Here is a 361-nt window from a genome sequence, read left to right as displayed (position 1 = left end):
GAGGCGACCTTCGGCGCGGGTAACAGTGGGTGAGTTTTTTTCAATCTTGAAGAGCCGCTTGAATTCCCTGATGACCCCTTCAGCAGACGGCCCCGACTTTGCCGTCGGGTGGAAGTGAATGAACGGCCGGTTTCGGGCGCCGAACGCGGCGCTTCGAACGGCGACAATGGGGTCGGTAGCCGGCCGGCCGCTTAAAGCTAGCTAGCTTGCTGAATTACTGCCGGCGCGTCCCTGTGAATAGCCCCGCGTTCTGTAGACACCTTCGGGGTTAGATTTGGTGTCGCCGTTCGAATTCGACGGGTGAGAGCATGCCGTTGCGGACGTGCTTGCGTGTTGGGTTGTAGAACATTTCGATGTAATC

The 361-nt window shown here is 58.2% G+C and carries 1 protein-coding gene; it reads right to left on the bottom strand.

Annotation, left to right across the window (positions count from 1 at the left end; all coding sequences use genetic code 11):
- Positions 1-268: 268 nt before the first annotated feature.
- Positions 269-361 (bottom strand): IS3 family transposase (locus tag DDE77_RS20165; protein ID WP_342748553.1); only part of this gene is annotated, 93 nt, incomplete at its 5' end.

It is taken from the genome of Devosia submarina, from assembly GCF_003056345.1.
GTDB lineage: Bacteria > Pseudomonadota > Alphaproteobacteria > Rhizobiales > Devosiaceae > Devosia > Devosia submarina.
The sequence above is the reverse complement of the archived record's forward strand: the minus strand, read 5'-3'. Positions and strand labels throughout refer to the sequence as shown.